General features: G+C 57.3%; 11 protein-coding genes and 1 pseudogene. 3 read left to right on the forward strand and 9 right to left on the reverse strand.

Annotated features, from left to right (window positions below; translation table 11 throughout):
• The first annotated feature begins 65 nt into the window (after positions 1 to 65).
• Together AC1AWD_RS05495 and AC1AWD_RS05500 are read left to right on the forward strand one after the other, a co-directional pair.
• Positions 66 to 875 (forward strand): hemagglutinin, encoded by an 810-nt coding sequence (locus tag AC1AWD_RS05495; protein ID WP_476564625.1) that lies wholly within the window; start codon positions 66 to 68, stop codon positions 873 to 875.
• 77 nt (positions 876 to 952) lie between these two features.
• On the forward strand, positions 953 to 2,266 hold the full coding sequence (locus AC1AWD_RS05500; RefSeq protein ID WP_476564358.1) for a DUF5067 domain-containing protein: 1,314 nt from the start codon (positions 953 to 955) through the stop codon (positions 2,264 to 2,266).
• Between the two features lie 147 nt (positions 2,267 to 2,413).
• On the opposite strand, the pseudogene AC1AWD_RS05505 reads toward AC1AWD_RS05500, so the two are convergent.
• Both AC1AWD_RS05505 and AC1AWD_RS05510 read right to left on the reverse strand, forming a co-directional pair.
• Positions 2,414 to 3,615: pseudogene (locus AC1AWD_RS05505) on the reverse strand (MFS transporter).
• Positions 3,616 to 3,740: 125 nt separating this feature from the next.
• Entirely contained in the window at positions 3,741 to 5,078 is a 1,338-nt protein-coding gene (locus AC1AWD_RS05510) for a glutamine synthetase family protein (RefSeq protein ID WP_476564360.1), read from the reverse strand.
• Between the two features lie 157 nt (positions 5,079 to 5,235).
• Here AC1AWD_RS05510 and AC1AWD_RS05515 point away from each other — a divergent pair, with 157 nt between their 5' ends.
• A complete protein-coding gene (locus tag AC1AWD_RS05515; protein ID WP_476564362.1) occupies positions 5,236 to 6,690 on the forward strand; it encodes a DUF2252 domain-containing protein in 1,455 nt (484 codons plus the stop codon).
• Here AC1AWD_RS05515 and priA read toward each other — a convergent pair.
• The 7 genes from priA to dnaE form a co-directional block, all read right to left on the reverse strand.
• On the reverse strand, positions 6,675 to 7,415 hold the full coding sequence (gene priA, locus AC1AWD_RS05520) for a bifunctional 1-(5-phosphoribosyl)-5-((5-phosphoribosylamino)methylideneamino)imidazole-4-carboxamide isomerase/phosphoribosylanthranilate isomerase PriA (RefSeq protein ID WP_476564364.1): 741 nt from the start codon (positions 7,413 to 7,415) through the stop codon (positions 6,675 to 6,677). The genes AC1AWD_RS05515 and priA overlap by 16 nt on opposite strands.
• A 70-nt stretch (positions 7,416 to 7,485) precedes the next feature.
• Positions 7,486 to 8,136, reverse strand: coding sequence for an imidazole glycerol phosphate synthase subunit HisH (gene hisH, locus AC1AWD_RS05525; RefSeq protein ID WP_476564366.1), 651 nt, complete (start codon positions 8,134 to 8,136; stop codon positions 7,486 to 7,488).
• Positions 8,137 to 8,226: 90 nt separating this feature from the next.
• A complete protein-coding gene (locus AC1AWD_RS05530; RefSeq protein WP_476564367.1) occupies positions 8,227 to 9,012 on the reverse strand; it encodes a hypothetical protein in 786 nt (261 codons plus the stop codon).
• Positions 9,012 to 9,611 (reverse strand): imidazoleglycerol-phosphate dehydratase HisB, encoded by a 600-nt coding sequence (gene hisB, locus AC1AWD_RS05535; RefSeq protein ID WP_476564369.1) that lies wholly within the window; start codon positions 9,609 to 9,611, stop codon positions 9,012 to 9,014. Before hisB ends, AC1AWD_RS05530 begins: the two co-directional genes overlap by 1 nt.
• Positions 9,612 to 9,637: 26 nt before the next feature.
• Complete coding sequence (locus AC1AWD_RS05540; protein WP_476564371.1) at positions 9,638 to 10,807, reverse strand: histidinol-phosphate transaminase; 1,170 nt, start codon at positions 10,805 to 10,807, stop codon at positions 9,638 to 9,640.
• Entirely contained in the window at positions 10,804 to 12,186 is a 1,383-nt protein-coding gene (gene hisD, locus AC1AWD_RS05545) for a histidinol dehydrogenase (RefSeq protein WP_476564629.1), read from the reverse strand. Before hisD ends, AC1AWD_RS05540 begins: the two co-directional genes overlap by 4 nt.
• A 414-nt stretch (positions 12,187 to 12,600) precedes the next feature.
• Positions 12,601 to 16,155 carry a DNA polymerase III subunit alpha gene (dnaE, locus tag AC1AWD_RS05550; protein WP_476564631.1) on the reverse strand — a complete coding sequence of 1,185 codons (3,555 nt, stop codon included), beginning with the start codon at positions 16,153 to 16,155 and terminating at the stop codon, positions 12,601 to 12,603.
• Between the last annotated feature and the right edge of the window lie 218 nt (positions 16,156 to 16,373).

Raw genomic sequence — 16,373 nt, forward strand, 5'->3', positions numbered from 1 at the left:
GCACCGGCATCATCACCGCGTGGAAGCGAAGCTGGCGTTCCGCCGGCTTCAAACAGCGCGCCATCATGCTGCACAAACTGCTCATCGTCAGCGTATGCGTCATCGCAGTCATCACAGCGGCATCATATTTCGTCACCCGCAACATCGCCATTCATCATGCACAGGCCAATCAAGAGCAAACGGCCATCCAATATGATTTCAATCCGGGAAATATTATTTCCGACGGACAATTTTTCAATGCGAATGCGATGAGCCGCGATCAAATCGCAGCGTTCATTGAAAAGCACAATGCACATTGCACAGGCGATAATTGTCTTGCGTCAATGCGATTCGATACCGACGATATCGCAGCCGACGAATATTGCAGTGCCTATGCCGGCGGCGGCGGTCAGACGGCGGCCGATATCATATACGATTCCGCGCAGGCCTGCGGCATCAGTCCGCAAGTACTGCTCACCATCATGCAAAAAGAGCAGCATCTGTTGACGGCGACAGATCCGACCGATTTTCAGTACAAGGCCGCCATGGGATTAAGCTGCCCGGATGACGCGAATTGCGATCCCTCATATGCCGGTTTTTTCAAGCAGGTTTTCGGCACCGCGCAACGATTCCGTTATTACATGCAACATGAAGATGACTACGCCTATCATGCGGGGCAGCTTAACTATATTCAATACAATCCGGTAGCCAGCTGCGGCGGCAGCAATGTGTATATCGAAAATCAGGCGACCGCATTGCTGTACATCTACACGCCGTATCAGCCCAATCATGCGGCATTGCAGGCAGGCGCAAGCACAGGCGACGCCTGCTCGTCGTACGGCAATCGCAATTTCGCATTGATCTACAACAACTGGTTCGGCAATCCGCGTCGCTAAGAGGTCTGCCGGTCTGCGTCCCGTACAATGTAACCATCACTCCGCACCGGCAATGACGCTCAAGAAAAGAGACCGATATGGGACGGTTCAAACGAATTCATGACGATTATGCATCCCCGTTTGACGTGGATGCTTCCGACTCGTATATCGATCCGAGCGTCACGATAGAACGCGAAGCTCAGATCGAAGCCAAGCGGCATCGTCGCAAAGCCGCTGACGCGGCGCAAAGAGACATACGGCTGCAACGGCTCAAACAGCGGCGTCGATACGATGATGCGGCATCCCGGCAAGCTCAATCACCTGCGGTGAATTCGCATCGCGCTGCCGCGCACCGTGCACGCGTATCCCAAAAGCGCAAGGCTCGAAATCCAAAACACGCCATAACCGTTGCCGCCGTCGTGCTTGCGCTCGCTATTTCGATTTATGCCGCAGGGGCAGCCGGCATACGCCTGTGGACAGATCACTCGTCCGATCACGCCATTTTACTACCTCCGGTGTATTCTTCGCAAGATTCCGTGCCGGTGGAATACGAGCGTTCCGGCGAGCTGACCCCGCTATATGCCGAAACACCGATGGATGTTACCATCAGCGGCGCGTATGCCGGCATCCATGCCAATGACACCAACGCACGTACCGTCGTAATCAAACTTGAGGTCACCAATAATGCCACTTCTGAGATGTCGTTGGCCGCAGTGGGCGAGATTACGGTGTATCAGAACGGCGTTGAATTGCCTGACACGTACCTGGTCCCAGAAAGGGGCGTGCTCCCCGAATATGGCATGCTGGATTATGACGACATCGATGCCGGGGCTACGGCGATCGTCAGCAAGCCCTTCGAGTTACGTGATGATGCGGAGCCTTTGGACGTTCGCATCAGCGGCAACTATGATTCCGCCACGATTCGTTCCGCTTTTAATATAGGCCAAGATGTGCCGGCCTCACCGTTCGAGCAAATCGATTCCTCGCAGCTGCCCGCAACGCCGAAGGCCATCGCCGCCGCCGATATGACTGAGATTCATGATCCGTATAGCGACGAATATATGGCTGACGCCCGCATCGATTCCATAGTGCGCGGCCCCCAAACCTATGACGGCATCGATACCGTTATCGTCACCTACACGTGGATAAACCGCACGGATTCGCCGATATCATTGGAATGGCTCGGTTCCATCAGCGCATATTTCAACGGCGAGGAAGTGGATACGAGATATGTTTCCGCCGATGCCGTGGAAGGCTTCGAAAACAGTTCGGAGTTTATAGAGGTGCTGCCTGACATCGAATTCACAGTGACCGTTGCCTATGGAATCCCCGAATACGCTGGCGAATTCAGGGCCTGCTTCGAGGACTATAACGATGACGTTCTTATTGAGCGCACGGTTGATTTGAGATAGTCAAACTTGCTGCGCATGACCGCCGCGTATGCGGCCGCACTACATCATATACGGCTATCGTATGCGGTCTTGTCGTATGCACGGCCCGCCGTGTGTGGCCTCACGCGGGTTGTGCGAGGCCACACACGCCAGTCAATTTATACGCGACTACCGTTGTCCAACATACGGACGCATCGCCGCCACCGACAGGCCAGCGAGCAATGCGAACACCGCTCCGGCAGGGCCCAGCCAAGTCAGTCCGCAAGCATCATTGACCACGCCGCCGGCGGCCGAGCCAACGGCGATGCCGATATTAAAGGCCATCGAATTAAGCGATGCGGCCAAATTCGTCGATCCGGGATGCGAGCGCGCCGCAACATCCATGTACAGCACCTGCGACGAGGAGTTCTGCAGATACATGAAGAAGCCGAGCGCAATCAGCAGAATCGCGCCATACGCTGGCACAATGCCGGCAAGCGCCAGCGTACACAGCAGCACGGCGTGAATGTAATACATGAAACGAATGCGATACAGCGGTTTCATGCCGCGCTCCTGACCGGCAAGTTTGCCGCTGTACAGATTGCTGTACAGGCAGGCGACGCCATACAGCACCAGGCCGATGCTGATATGTTGTTCCGGCACACCGATTTCGTCGCGCAGAATCAGGGAAAGATACGTGTAGAACGCGTAGCTTGCCGCAGCGCCGCAGATCACCGCCGCCAAACCGAGCTGAATACGACGGTCAAGGAACAGCCTGAACTGGGATAGGATGCTTACCTTGACGAGCTCGCCGCCACGCGGCAGCACCGCCGCCATGGTGACCATCAGCAGAATGGTCAGTGCGGTTACCAGATAGAAGGCGTAACGCCAACCGAATATGCCTGCTACCCATGTGCCCACCGGCACGCCGACGACGGAGGCGATGGAGAAGCCGGAAAACACCCACGCGATGAATTTGGTACGGTTGCGCGGCGCAGTCACGTCGGCGGCGTAGGTCATGGACGTGGAGACGATTGTGCCGGCGACCAATGCGATGATGATTCGTCCGATAAGCAGCATCCAATATGATGCGGCCACAGCGCACAGAATATTGCCGACAAGGAATACGCCGGTAAGCGCCATGTGCGTGGCGAATCGCGGGTAGCGCGCCGACAGGGCGGAGCCGAACGGGGTGGCCGGCGCGTAGACGAAGGGAATAATGATACGAGGTTGCCGACGGTGGTTTCCGATACGTTGAGATCGCCTGCGATATTCGGCAGGATGCCGACCATAACGAATTCGCTCATGCCCAGCGCGAAGCTTAATGCGACCAATGCGATGACGGGCATGGTGAAGAAGCGATCGGATGCCGCTGCATTACGAGACGTCATTCGTCTCTTTCCCTTACTCTTCTGTAATGATTATGCGTGGCTTTGCCGCACATGACGATGCCGGCCATCCCCTGTCGGTGACGGCCGGCATCTCATCGGTATATATTTATTCGTCTTTTCGCGGCTTACAGCCTCGGCAGATACTTGCGAAGCTCGTACGGAGTGACCTGACGGTTGTATTCCTCCCATTCCTGACGCTTGTTGCTCAGGAAATATTCGAAGGCATGCTCGCCAAGCACTTCGGCCACGAAATCGGATTTTTCCATAACACGAAGGGCGGCGCCCAGCGAGGTCGGCAACGGTTCGATGCCCATTGCGCGACGTTCCGCATCGGTCAGCGCCCACACATCGTCGCTAGTCGGTTCGGCAAGCGGCAGCTGACGTTCAATGCCGTCGAGGCCTGCGGCCAGCAGCACCGAATATGCCAAGTACGGGTTGGCGACCGGGTCGAGCGCACGGAATTCCATCCGCGCCGAATTGCCCTTGCCCGGCTTGTACTGCGGAATGCGCAGCAGTGCGGACCGGTTGTTGTGTCCCCAGCAAATGTAGCTCGGAGCCTCGTTGCCACCCCACAAACGCTTATACGAGTTGACGTACTGTGCGGTGACGGCGCAGATTTCCGCCGCATGGTACAGAATGCCTGCTGCGAACTGGCGTGCAGTGGCCGACATGTTGAATTCCTGACCAGCCTCATAGAAGGCGTTGGAATCCCCTTCGAACAGGCTCAGATGCGTGTGCATGCCCGATCCGGCTTGGTCTGCCAGGGGCTTGGGCATGAAGCTTGCATGAATGCCACGTTCAAGAGAGATTTCCTTGACCACCGTGCGGAATGTCATGATGTTGTCCGCCGTGGTCAACGCGTCCGCATAGCGCAAATCGATTTCGTTCTGGCCCGGTCCGATCTCATGATGTGAATACTCGACCGAAATGCCCATCTGCTCGAGCATATTGACCGTGGCCCGACGGAAGTCCATACCTGGACTGCGCGGCACATGGTCGAAATAGCCGCCTTCATCGATCGGGACCGGCGGCTTCGACCAATCCTCCTGCTGTTCGAACAGGTAGAATTCGATTTCCGGATGCACATAGAACGTGAATCCTTTTTCCTTGGCCTTGGCGAGCGCACGCTTCAGCACATGACGTGGGTCGCCCAGCGAGGGTTCGCCGTCAGGAGTGAGCACGTCGCAGAACATGCGGGCCGTGCCCTGGGGGCCGCCGCGCCACGGCAGCATCTGGAATGTCGAAGGATCAGGGCGCACGATCATGTCGTCTTCCGACACGCGCGTCATGCCTTCAATGGCCGAACCATCGAAACCGAGTCCTTCTTCGAATGCAGCCTCCAGCTCCGCAGGCGCAATCGCAACGGATTTCAATGTTCCCAACACATCCGTGAACCACAGGCGGATGAATCGTACGTCACGTTCCTCAACGGTGCGCAACGCGAACTCTTGCTGTTTATCCATGCGCCCCATGGTTCCACGTTTGTGTTACGAGTCGCGTTAACATATCAGCAATCCTCATGCATTCCTATGCAGCAGCTCGCATTATTACCGTAATCACATTGCTTTTCGCAGAACACACCGTGAACGCCGTACATGCTCGGCAGGTATCGTTACAACCATGACTTTGAACAATGTTGTTGCGGCCAGCCCAGACCGGCCCATTATCGATACAAGGTCCTGGCAACAGGCGGCAACCCCGGGAGAACGCACTGTTGCAGGCGTCAAGCGTCGCGCATTCGCGCCTTTTGAGCATCATGCGTTCTGGCAGGTGCGGGAAGGCCGCCGCGATGTCATCGGCTTGCTTGAGGAGCAGTCGGCCACGCGCGTGCAGGATCTGGTCCCTTTGCGCTACGCGCGTATGAGCGCTTCCGCTTTCACGTTCTACCGTGGTACCGCGTTGATCATGGCCAATGATCTGGCCCGCACGCCGGTGACCGGCATTCCCGTGCAATGCGTGGGCGACGCGCATATCGGCAATTTCGGCATGTTCTTCTCCCCTACACGCCATTTGGTGTTCGATATCAACGATTTTGACGAGACGACCACCGGTCCTTGGGAATGGGATATCAAACGACTGGCCGTTTCCGTGGAGATCTGCGGCAGAGCGAATGGCATCAAGCCGAAGGCCCGCAAGACTGCGGTGATGCGTTGCGTACACACGTATCGCGAGCGCATCGAGCAATATTCGCAGATGGATTATCTCGACATGTGGTATGACCATTTGGACGTGCAGCGTTCGCTGGACCATTACGAAGACACGGTAAGCGGCAAGCGCAACGATGTGCTGCGCGCCGCCGCCGCGAAAGCGGTCCGTAAGACTTCGAAGCGAGCCACTGCGAAGCTGACGTATTTCGACGGACGTAAGCTGCGTTTCAACATGCGCCCACCGGAATTGGTGCCGATCAACGAGCTTGACGACTACACCGATTTGGACGCGCTGCAGGCGCGTTTGGAGTTGCTGTTCGACCGCTACAAGCACAGTTTGTATGAGGACCGCCGTCATGTGCTGTCGCAATATCGTTATCATGGCGCGGCGCGCAAAGTCGTCGGCGTCGGTTCGGTCGGCACGAGGGCTTGGGTTGCCGCTTTGACGGGCCGTGATATTGAGGACACGCTGATGTTGCAGATGAAGGAAGCCTGCGAGTCGGTGTTGGAACGTTTCGTCGGCCGTTCTCCATACCGCACGCATGGCGAACGCGTTGTGCAAGGCCAGAAGCTGATTCAGTCCACGGCTGATGTGCTGCTTGGCTGGGCCGATTTCATAGGCGATGACGGCCGTCCGCGTGATTATTATGTGCGTCAATTGTGGAATGGCAAAGGGTCGATTGACATCGACCATCTTGATGATTTGACGCTGAGTGATTTGGGACGCATGTGCGCGCGCTGTTTGGCGCATGCGCATGCACGCACCGGAGATTCGGCGGCGATCGCCGGATATTTGGGTGATACGGATGCTTTTGATAGGGCGATCGCCACGTTTGCGCAATCATATGCTGATCAGAATGATGCGGATTACGCGTTGTTCCTGCAGTTGATCAATTCAGGCGAGCTGCCCTGCTACGGACGCGAGTGACCGGAAACGACCTCCAATGCCTGCGGCAGGGTGAAGGCTCTCGCATACAGGGATTTGCCGAGGATCGCCGAGTCAACGCCGATTCTGGACAGTGTTTCGATGGCGGCCAGATCGTCGAGTGACGAAATGCCGCCCGAGGCGGTGACTTTGGCGTCCGTGCGTTCGGCGACTTCGCGCAGCAGCGTCAGATTCGGTCCGCTCATCATGCCGTCGCGCGCCACATCGGTAACGACGTAACGAGAGCAGCCCACTGAATCAAGGAAAGCCATTGTTTCGAACAGGTCTCCGCCTTCCTTCACCCAGCCACGAGCGGCCAGCGTGTGACCGCGCACGTCAAGGCCGACGGCGACACGATCGCCATACTTCTTGATGACGGATGCCGTCCATTCGGGGTTCTCCAAAGCCGCGGTACCGATGTTCACGCGCGCCGCACCCGCTTCGAGTGCGGATTCCAGCGAAGCGTCATCGCGAATGCCGCCACTCATCTCAATATTGACTTTGCCGCCTAGTTCTTCGACGATTTGTCGCAGCTGCGCGCGATTGTCACCGGTGCCGAAAGCCGCGTCGAGATCGACCAGATGAATCCAGTTGGCGCCCAGTTCAGCCCACGTACGTGCGGCATCCAGCGGAGAGCCGTAATCGGTTTCCGAGCCGGATTCGCCTTGACGCAGACGTACGGCCTTGCCGTCTCGCACGTCAACGGCGGGAAGCAGTGTAAGCGACATGTTGTTCACCTTTCCTTATCAGGTCTTATCAAGCGTTATCAAAAACTGGCATCACAATAAATCAGATTAATCAGCGAAATGCGGACACCCAGTTGCGCAGCAACTGCGCACCGGCCTCAGCCGACTTTTCCGGATGGAATTGCGTCGCGCACAATGCGCCATGCTCATACGCCGCCACAAAACGACTACGCCCATATTCGCACCACGTCACACGTTCCTGAGCATCGCCGAAATCGATGCCCTTTGCCGTATTGTCAACAGGCGTCACCTGATGTGCGGCATACGAATGCACAAAATAGAAACGTTCATGTTCAATGCCTCGAAGCAGCACGGAATCCTCAGCCGCTTCGACGGTGTTCCACCCCATATGCGGCACCACGTCGGCATCCAGCTGCTCCACGGTTCCGCCGATCAGTCCCAAACCCTGCGTCGGAACATCATGTTCCATACCACGTTCGAACATGATCTGCTCACCCACACATACGCCAAGCACAGGGCGTTGCGCACATAAGCGTTCCACAATCAGGCGATCTCCGCCGACCGCCTTCAGGCCTTCCATGCACGCGCCATACGCGCCCACGCCCGGAACAACCAATCCTTCCGCTTCCAACGCCTGTTTCGGGTCGGCCGTCAATGTCGCATCCAAACCGATATTGGCCAATGCGCGCATCATCGAACGGACGTTGCCGAATCCGTAATCGAATACCACAACAGAGGTCATCTGCTCTCTCCTTCGCTATGCCTGTCACATAACAACGTTTCGTATAATTCGGCCGGCCGACGTATCCGCGTCAGCCGGCCGACGTATCCGCTATTCGATACGAGACCCACCTCTGCCAAAGCGGGTATGCTTCGCGATCACCTTCATCGCGGATTCACGGTCGAAATCAGCCGAATCCAAAACTGTTGCGCCGGATGCGCGCACCGAATCGACATCGGCGATACCCAGCATCAGATCCTCGACGAAGCGTGCGGCGGAAGAGAACAGCACAGGCGGCGGGAACGACTGCACCGCTTTGCCTTCGACATACATATTCGCTTCAAGCTTGTCCGCACGGTTCACCGCCAATACGACCGGCATGCCGGAAACGACGACGGTCATATCGCGGGCCGCCGCCTCCGGGCCGTCACCAGTCAGATTGCGCAGCACCGCCACAGCACCCTCATCAGCGCCGATGCATAGCGCGGAAATATCAGACAACTGGCAGAAGGCGGCCAGCAATTCAGGCGAGGTCAGGCGCGTGATAATCATCGCCGCCTTCGCCTTATTGCCGAGCAATCCCTGTAATTCATCTTCGAAACCGATTTCCGGATCCTTCTGGGCGTCTTCAAACAATGCTGAAGCGTCTTCAGGAATCGTGAAATCACCTGCGGCATCCGCAACAGCTGTGTTCGTGCCGGCATTTGCCGCGTCGGCGGCGTCTCCTGCGGAGTTCGCGGTATCCGCACCACCCGAAGCGCCTACGCCTGCAATGTCATCAGCGAATTCCGCTTCAAAACCAGCCATCGCCGATTCGAGCTCTTCGTCGGTGAAATGCAGATCATCATCATTGAATTCGTTTTCAAACCTGTCATTCGACTCGTTGCCGTCCTGCATCACAGCGCCCCCTTCGTGCTGGGAATGCCGTCGACGCGTGGATCCGGCTCAACGGCGACGCGCAATGCGCGAGCCAACGCCTTAAATTCAGCTTCGGCGATATGATGCGGGTCACGGCCGGCAAGCACCTGCATATGCAGGCAGATACCGGCATGATTGGCGATCGATTCCATAACATGACGCACCAGGGAACCAGTGAAATGGCCGCCGATCATGCAATATTCGAAACCTTCAGGCTCACCCGTGCACACACAGTACGGGCGGCCGGAAATATCGACGACTGCCTTGGCAAGCGCCTCATCCAACGGCACCGTGGCATCGGCGAAACGACGAATGCCACGCTTGTCGCCGAGCGCCTGGCGCAGGGCTTCACCGAACACGATGGCGATATCCTCCACCGTATGATGCGCGTCGATATCAGTGTCGCCGCTGGCCTTGATGGTCAGATCGATCAGCGAATGCTTGCCGAGCGCGGTCATCATATGGTTGTAGAACGGCACGGAAGTGTCGATGTCGGTTTTGCCGGTACCGTCAAGATTCAGGCTCAGCTCAACCTTGGATTCGCTGGTTTCACGCACGATGGTCGCTGTACGCGCCATGTTCGGCTCCTTTTCGATCGAAATGTTCAGTCCTGTTCCACAATACGCAAAGTTTCGGCCAGCGCTTCGCGGAAACGCGCCATTTCTTCATCGGTTCCCATGCATACGCGCATCCAGCCGGCCGGACCGACCACGCGGATGAGCACGCCACGCTTCAACAGTTCGTCGAAAATACGGTCACGATCATCAAAATGGCCGCCGAACAGCAGGAAATTCGATTCGGAAGCAGCCACTTGCAAAGGCTTGCCTTTATAGGTCTGTGTTTTCAGCCATGCGGCGGTCTGTTCGCGGATTTCACGCAGATGGCCGACCTGCGCCAGCTGTTCGTCGGTATGCTCCAGCGCCGCCAACGCGACGGCCTGGGTGACGGCGGACAGGTGGTACGGCATGCGCACGATACGCAAGCAGTCGATGATGCCCTTGGATGCGGCGACATAGCCCAGGCGCGTGCCAGCGAAGGCGAAGGCCTTGCTCATCGTGCGGGACACGGCAAGATTGTCGTATTCGTCGATCAGCGTCGCCGCGGACGGGGTGCCGGGATTGCGGAATTCCACGTAGGCTTCGTCGACGACGACAATCGGATGGACGCCCTCGTTCGCGCCGCGTACCGACACGGTACGGCATGCGTCGAGGATGTGCTTCAAATCGCCCATCGGCAGCGGGGTGCCGGTCGGATTATTCGGACTGGTCAACACCACCATCGACGGCTTTTCGTTTTCAATGGCCCTGATTACCGCATCGGCGTCCAACGTGAAGTCGGCGTTGCGATGCGACGTGTGCCACGTCGTGAACGTATCGCGCGCGTATTCCGGGTACATCGAATACGTCGGATCGCAGCCGAGGGCGACGCGGCCGGGACCGCCGAACGCTTGGAACAGCTGCAGCATGATTTCGTTCGAACCGTTCGCGGCCCACATCTGTTCGACGGCCAGTTCGACGTCGGATTCGCGCTTGAGATACGCGCACAGGGCCTTGCGCAATTCGACATGTTCGCGGTCCGGGTAGCGGTTCAGCGTCGGCGCGACTTCCGTGACGCGGCGAACAATCGCCTCGACCACGGCCTGCGAGGGCGCGTACGGGTTCTCGTTGACGTTCAGGCATACCGGAACGTCCAACTGCGGGGCGCCATACGGTTCCTCGCCGATCAGATCGTTGCGCAGCGGCAGACTTGCGGGAATGGCATTGGATTCGCTCATCGCAGCCCCGCCTGTTCTTCCTGCTCGCGAATCGTGGTCTTGTTGTACGGGTCGTCGATGAAACGGCTCAGCACACATTCGCCGTGCGCCGGCAGGTCTTCAGACACTGCAAAAGCATTGATCTTGGCGGCCAAAGCCTTCAAGCCCGGCTCGTCATATTCGATGACTTCAACCGGCTTCATGAACGTGTGCACGCCGAGGCCTGCAGCAAAATGGGCCGTGCCCGAAGTAGGCAGCACGTGATTGGAACCGGACATGTAGTCGCCCAGCGGAACCGGGGAATACGGGCCGCGGAAGATGGCGCCGGCGTTGCGGATGCGTGCGATGGCGGCATCCGGGTCGGCGACCTGGATTTCCAAGTGTTCTGCGGCGTACGCGTTGGCGGCATCGATGGACTGGTCGAGACTGTCGGTGAGGATGATGCCCGACTGACAGCCGGTCAGCGAGGTTTCGACACGTTCGCAGTGTTCAGTGCGTGGCACGCGATACTTCAGACTTTCCTGCACACCGGCGGCGACTTCTTCGGAGTCGGTGATCAACACGGCACCGGCGAGCTCGTCATGTTCGGCCTGACCAATCAGATCGGCGGCCAGCCAGCTCGGGTTTGCGCCACCGTCGGCGACGATGGCGATTTCGGACGGGCCGGCAACTGCGTCGATGCCGACAATGCCGGAAACAAGGCTCTTGGCGGTGGCCACGAAAATATTGCCCGGGCCGGTGATCTTGTCGACCGGTTCGCACAGCACATCGCCATCCTGCGGCTCGCTGCCCTTCGCACCATAAGCGAACATGGCGATGGCCTGAGCGCCACCGACCGCATACACTTCGTCGACGCCAAGGATTGCACAGGTGGCCAGAATCGTGCGATCCGGTAGACCATCCTCGGTGGCGCGGCTCGGCGGAGTGGCGATGGCCAGCGATTCGACGCCGGCGGCCTGTGCCGGCACGACGTTCATAATCACCGAGCTTGGATACACGGCCTTGCCGCCTGGCACATACAGGCCAACGCGTTGTACGGGGATCCAGCGTTCGGAAACGCGAGCACCTTCAGCCAAATCAGTGTGGAAGTTTTCCGGAACCTGGGAGGCGGCGACTGCTCGAGCGCGACGGACAGACTCTTCAATGGCGTCACGCACTTCCGGATCAAGCTCTTCGACAGCGGCCTTCATCACTTCAACCGGCACGCGCAGGTCATGAGGGCGAATATGATCAAACTTCTCCGCAAAGTCGCGAAGGGCCGCAGCGCCGCGGGCCTTCACATCATCAAGAATCGGACGAACCAGGTCGCTGGCTTCACTGGTGCCCATGACGGCGCGCGGCATGGCTTCAAGCATTTCGGCTCGAGTCAACTTCTTACCACGCAGATCAATGATTCGCATATAGTTTTCTTCACGCATAAGCCCATCGTATCCCGTTTGCGTTGCGCAACTTCGCGGTCTTCACATGCTGAGACATAAGGCCGCGAAATGGAAAACACCCATACACCCCACCAACAGATATGACCGAAAACGAGCCAAGAACGGTCACACCTGCAGAAGAAGACCACCCCCATCAGCAAGTGTGACCGTTTTACCCCCTAAAAACGGTCACACTTGCAGGCGGAACACGTCTTCATCAGCACATGTGACCGAAAAACGGGCCAGAAACGGTCACACTTGCTGAAGGAGTACGTTCCCGTCAGCAAATGTGACCGCAAAACCGGGGTAAAACGGTCACATTTGCAGGAGGAGTGGTGACGCCTGTGGGATCAGGCGGTGACGTCTATGAGGTGGGCGGAGGGAAGACGGGTGAGCTTAGGCAACGGGAAGGGAGCTGGGGCCGAAAAGGATTTTGATTTCGGCGAACAGGGAGGTGTCGCGCTTTACACGGAAGCGGTCGCCAAAGGTCAGCACGCGCGCGTTGCCCTGATCATCCATAACCGACAGTTTGACCTCGCAGTAACCTGGATGATTCGTCAGAATCTTCCCCAGCTGCATCATATGCGGACGATCCAATGCCGCCTGTGGCAACGCGATGAACAGCGGCCTTTCATCTTCCGCTTCCAACGTCGGCACCTGCATTTCCGTAGCACGCAAGCTTACCGTCTCGTCACGAAGCTCCACCTGACCACGAATCTGTACAACCGTATCAACCGCCAGTTCAGGCGCGGCGGCCTCATACACCTTGCCAAAGAACATGCATTGGATGGAGCTTTCCATGTCTTCGATCGTCACAATCGCCCAAGTATTGCCCTTCTTGGACACACGACGATCGACACTGGTAATCAGACCAGCCAAGGTGACTTGCTGATTATCCCCCATCGTTTTAGCACGATCGATCAAATGCGCGATAGACATTTCACGCAGCGACGCCAAAATCGACTGCATGCCGCTCAAAGGATGGTCGGAAACATACAAGCCCAGCATTTCACGCTCGAAATTCAGCTTGGTTTTCTTGTCCCACTCTTCAACATCCGGCACAGTAACCTGCGCGTCGCCCATCGCTTCCGCTCCGCCATCGTCAGCGTCGGCGAACAAATCAAACTGGCCTTCCGCCTGCTTGCGCTTCAACCCGACAACCGATTCAATCGCGCTTTCATGGACCTGATACAACGCCCTACGATTCGGATCGATCGAGTCGAAAGCGCCAGCCTTAATCAAAGATTCAACCAAGCGGCGATTCAACGCGCTCAGCGGCACACGGCGAATGAAATCCATGAAATTCACGTATTTGCCGCGTCCGCTTTCGCGCTCGGCAATGATGTCTTTCACCGCGTTCTCGCCGACATTACGAATCGCACCAAGACCGAATCGCACGACGTCGCCAACTGCGGAATATTCGAACACCGACTCATTCACGTCAGGTGACAGCACCTGAATGCCCATGCGACGCGCTTCGCCCAAATACAATGCCGTCTTGTCTTTGTTCGTCGATGCGCCCTGCAGCAACGCGGCCATGAATTCGACCGGGTAATGAGTCTTCAAATAGGCGGTCCAATAGGAGATCAGACCGTATGCGGCGGAATGCGCCTTATTGAACGCGTATCCGGAGAACGGGACCAGCACATCCCACACGGCCTGCGCGGCCTCTTCGGAATAGCCGTGCTCCTTCATGCCTTCGAAGAACGGAATCTTCTCCTTGGCCAGCACTTCCGGCTTCTTCTTACCCATGGCTCGACGCAGCACGTCCGCCTTGCCCAGCGAATAACCGGCAAGAATTCGCGCGGCCGACTGCACCTGTTCCTGATAAACAATCAGACCATAGGTTTCGTCAAGCACTTCCTTCAACGGTTCGGCCAGCTCGGGGTGGATTGGTTCGATCTTCTGCAAGCCGTTCTTACGCTTCGCATAATTGGTATGCGATTCCATATCCATCGGGCCCGGACGATACAGTGCGATCAGTGCGGAAATATCATTGAAGTTGCTCGGCTTCAAGGTTTTAAGCAGCGAACGCATGCCGTCGCCATCGAGCTGGAAGACGCCGAGCGTGTCGCCTCTGGAAAGCAGCTGATAGGTTTCCGCGTCATCCAGCGGAATCTTCGTATGGTCGATGCGCTGCTTGCCGTTCGCTTCGATGTTGTTCAACGTATCGCGGATCACCGTCAAGTTGGACAGGCCCAGGAAGTCCATTTTGACCAGGCCCAGCGTTTCGCAGGTGTGATATTCGAACGTCGTGGTGACGGTGCCGTCGGTGCGCTCCAGCAACGGCGACGTGTCGGTGATCGGTTCGGAGCCCATGATGGTGGCACACGCGTGCACACCGGTCTGGCGGATCAGGCCTTCGATGCCCTTCGCCTCCTCGGTGATGCGCCTGACATCCGGGTCGGAATCATACAACTCACGGAATTCGCGGGCTTCCGCATAACGCTTCGCCTTCGGATCGAAGATATCGTGCAGGCTGATATCCTTGCCGCCGGTCGCCGCCGGCGGAAGCGCCTTCGTGACCTTCTCACCCATAGAGAATTCGTAGCCCATGATGCGGGCGGAATCCTTCAATGCCTGCTTGGTTTTGATGGTGCCGTAGATCACGCATTGGGCGACCTTGTCATGACCATACTTGTCGGCCACATATTCAAGCACTTTGGCGCGGCCGTCCGGATCGAAATCGACGTCGATATCCGGCAAAGAGACGCGTTCCGGGTTCAAGAATCGTTCGAAGATCAAACCGTGTTCGAGCGGGTCCAATTCGGTGATGCCCATGGCGTAGGCGACCATGGCGCCTGCAGCGGAGCCTCGGCCGGGACCGACCATGACGCCGTGGTCTTTGGCCCAGTTGATGTAGTCGGCCACGACAAGGAAGTAGCCGCAGAACTGCATCTGGCAGATGACGCCGCATTCGTAATCAGCCTGCTTCAGCACATGCAACGGCACATTGCCGTTGTAGCGCTTTTCCAAACCTTCCTCGACCTTCTTCAGGAACAGCGAGGTTTCGTCCCAGCCTTCAGGGCATGGGAATTGCGGCATGAACGCGCCGTCTTCGCCATCGTCAAACATCACGTTGCAGCGTTCCGCCACTTCCAGCGTGTTATCGCAGGCTTCGGGCAGGTCCTTGAACAGTTCGCGCATTTCCTCGGCGGTACGCAGATAGTAGCCTTCACCTTCGAATTTGAAACGGCCGGGTTCGTCGAGTGTGGAGCCGGAGTTGATACACAGCATCGCGTCCTGTGCACCGGCATCCTCTTTCATCACGTAATGGGAATCGTTGGTGGCGAGGATCGGAGCGTTCAGGCGCTTCGCGATTTCAAGAAGATCATTGGTGACGCGACGTTCGATTTCCAGATTATGATCCATTAGTTCGATGTAGAAATTGTCGCGACCGTAAATGTCCTGCAACTGTCCGGCGGCACGCAGCGCCTCGTCGAATTGGCCCAGACGCAGGCGGGTTTGGACGGTGCCGGAGGGGCATCCGGAACCGCAGATCACACCCTTGGAGTAGGTGGACATCACGTCGTAGTCCATACGCGGATAGCGCATGACACGGCCCTCAAGATTGGCCACGGAAGAGGCTTTGGTCAGATTGACCAGGCCTTCGTCGTTTTCCGCCCACAACGTCAGGTGAGTAATCAGACCACCGCCGGAAACATCGTCGGATTTCTGTGCTTCAGTGCCCCAGTGCACGCGGGACTTGTCTTGACGGGCGGTTTCCGGAGTGGCATATGCTTCGATGCCGATAATCGGTTTGATGCCGGCTTTAACTGCGGTGCTCCACATTTCGTATGCGCCATGCATGTTGCCGTGGTCGGTGATGCCGACGGCTGGCATACCCAAGTCCTTGGCTCGATTGACCAAATCCGGAATTTTCGAAGCACCATCCAGCAAGGAATAGTGGGTGTGGTTATGCAGCTGTACGAAATTCGCGGAATTTGCCATGCGTTCCATGCTACCGCATCGTCATACCGTCGAATTGTGCGAGGCAAGTCTTGCTGCCCTGATTTGATACCGGTTTACAGTGGTAGTACGACACGCCCGAACGATGTGGATAACCGCTTCTCTTCGCCCACAGCCCTTCGTCAAGCTTGCGTTTCGCCGTGATACTTGACGATGATTGGAACAGCCCGTCGCTGACAAAGGAGTCAATGCGCCATGAC

The organism is Bifidobacterium sp. LH_512, from assembly GCF_056356435.1.